This window comes from Actinosynnema sp. NPDC023658 (genome assembly GCF_040639995.1).
In the GTDB taxonomy this organism is placed as follows: domain Bacteria; phylum Actinomycetota; class Actinomycetes; order Mycobacteriales; family Pseudonocardiaceae; genus Actinosynnema.
On record NZ_JBFAAX010000917.1, the window covers coordinates 1 to 2,165 of the forward strand.

1 protein-coding gene and 1 pseudogene are annotated in these 2,165 nt (G+C 68.2%); both read right to left on the reverse strand.

The annotated features are described in order from the left end of the window. Window positions 1-212 precede the first annotated feature (212 nt). Window positions 213-1,847, reverse strand: a complete 1,635-nt coding sequence (locus tag AB0G02_RS36385; protein WP_360803890.1) for a hypothetical protein — start codon at window positions 1,845-1,847, stop codon at window positions 213-215. A 37-nt stretch (window positions 1,848-1,884) separates the two neighbouring features. Further along, a pseudogene (locus AB0G02_RS36390) lies at window positions 1,885-2,165 on the reverse strand (ionic transporter y4hA); the annotation flags it as partial.

Sequence of the window (2,165 nt, forward strand, 5' to 3'; positions counted from 1 at the left end):
CCTGACCAAGTACCTGTCCACGTTGATCTTCTTCCCGCTGTCGCACAACCCGCGCGAGTCGCCCGCCGTGCCGAAGTGCACGACGCGACCGACATCACCCCGTACCAGAAACCACAGGGCGACTGACACAGGAGCGAGCGAATGGCGAACGGTCAATGACGAGGATCCGGGGGACGTGCCCGCTACCCGGATCCGTTGTCACGGCGGGTCGGTCACAACGGACTGGTCTGCTGGTCGATGCCGAACAGCTCCCACGGCTGCACGTGTTGGGTGATCTCGTCCGATGGGATCATGCAGATGTCGGGTGCCCAGGCGAGGAACCGCTCGCCTTGCGGGGCGGCGATGTCGAACCGTTGTGCCTCAGGGCCGTGTTCGGCGGCCGGTCCGAGGTCGCGGGTGGAGGCGCGGGGGTGCCACACAACGAAGGCGGGCATCGGAATCTCGACCCCTGCCAACGTCATCGTCTGCGGTTCGTTCCGGATAAGGACGGCGTGCTCGTCGGAGGGTAGTTCGCCGCGAGGGTCGATCCGTGGGCCGATCGAGCGGGCGAGCTCGACGACTCGTCCTTCGTGGAGTCGTCGCGCGACCCGAAGCAGGATGCGTTCCTGATCGCCGATGGTGGTGGGACGGCCCAGGCTTCGGCCGGTGAGGGCTCCGATGGCCAGGACGTCTTCGAGCGTGTCGATGACCACCCGGAGTTGTTCGGTCTCCTCGGCGGTGAGGTCGGTGGTGGTGAAGGTCAGGTGCGGTTCGTCGTCGTGTTCGCCGTAGAACGCCAGGGTGTGTGCCTCGCCCGCCTGCATTTGGAAGCGGCACAGCGCCAGATGGGCCGTGTTGCTGTCGGTTGCGCTGACCAGCTTCATCGACGGTGGACCCGGCTGTCCGTCGGCCACCGGGAACCGTAGACGGCACACCACTCCGCCAGCGATCAGGGCGTCGGCGCCCTGTCGATCCTCCGCGTCGGCGGGGCGGGGCACGATGGCGGCGTCGTAGGCGGCCACCGGGGTTCCGTCGGCATGGCTGAGCACCACCCGCAGTCGTGTCGCCGAGCCCTGTCGGAGTGCTTCGACGGCGGTGAGATCACGCCAGGTTCCCCCAGGTTGCTCGGCGAAGTCTGCCGCGGTCGCTTCGGTTCCGGCGGGTGCGACGCGGATGATGCCCTCCTCGATGATCTCCGGACCCACGACGACGTCGCGTTCCCAGTCGGCGGCATCGAGCACGACCACGCCGGCGTCGCGCAACTTCTCCACGTAGCGCAACGTCCGCACGACCAGTTCGGCGATCCGGCAGTAGTAGCGCACTGCGGCCAGGTAGCGCTGCCGCATCGGGTAGTCCAGGGCGTCGCGCCTGCGCTGGTCGGGGTCGACGTGCACGAGGTCGATGTACATCCACGCCTCGGCTAGGAGCACGTTGGACACCGGGGTGAGGGTGTCGGGAACCTCGGTTCCCCTCCACTGAACCAGCCCGTAGGTCTCGGCGGTCGTGGCCGTTTTCCACGCCTCGCGCAGCTCGTTCGACTCGTCACGGTACTGCTCGACGTCAGGGGCCGGACTCGTGTCGAGCAGGCGCTTCAACGCCTTGGTGACCTTGAAGTGGTAGACCGACTCTTTGTCGAGAAGCAGCGGGCGGACGCGCGCGGCCAAGGATTCGAAGACCTCCTCGTCGGGAGGAAGGCGATGGCGGATCCGACTGGTCCCGTCGGGGCTCAGGTGTACGTCGAACCGTTCCCGGGCGAGATCGGAGAGAACGGTGAGGTCCCGGACGAGCGAGTGGGCCTGGATGCGCCGGGCGCGGACGATGAAGGCGCCGACGACTTCGTGGTGACTCGGTGACACCTGGACCATCATGCCGTGGCCTGTCCGCGAACGATGCGCAGCGGTGACTGGCCCCGAGCAGCAACGAGATGCCGACAATGCCGTTGGTCGTGATCATGACCGCCGCGAACACGGTGTCGCGGGCCAGCGACGCGGCCTCGGGCCCGCCGGACGCCATCAGCGTGACGATGAGCGCCACCTCGATCACGGTCACCGCGACCGCGAGCACCAGCGAGCCGAACGGCTCCCCCACGCGCAGCGCCACGACCTCGGCGTGGTGCACCGCGGCGAGGTCGTGGCGGCGAGGGCGACGGCCACAAGCGCCACCAGGAGGCCGCCGGGGTTGCGGCC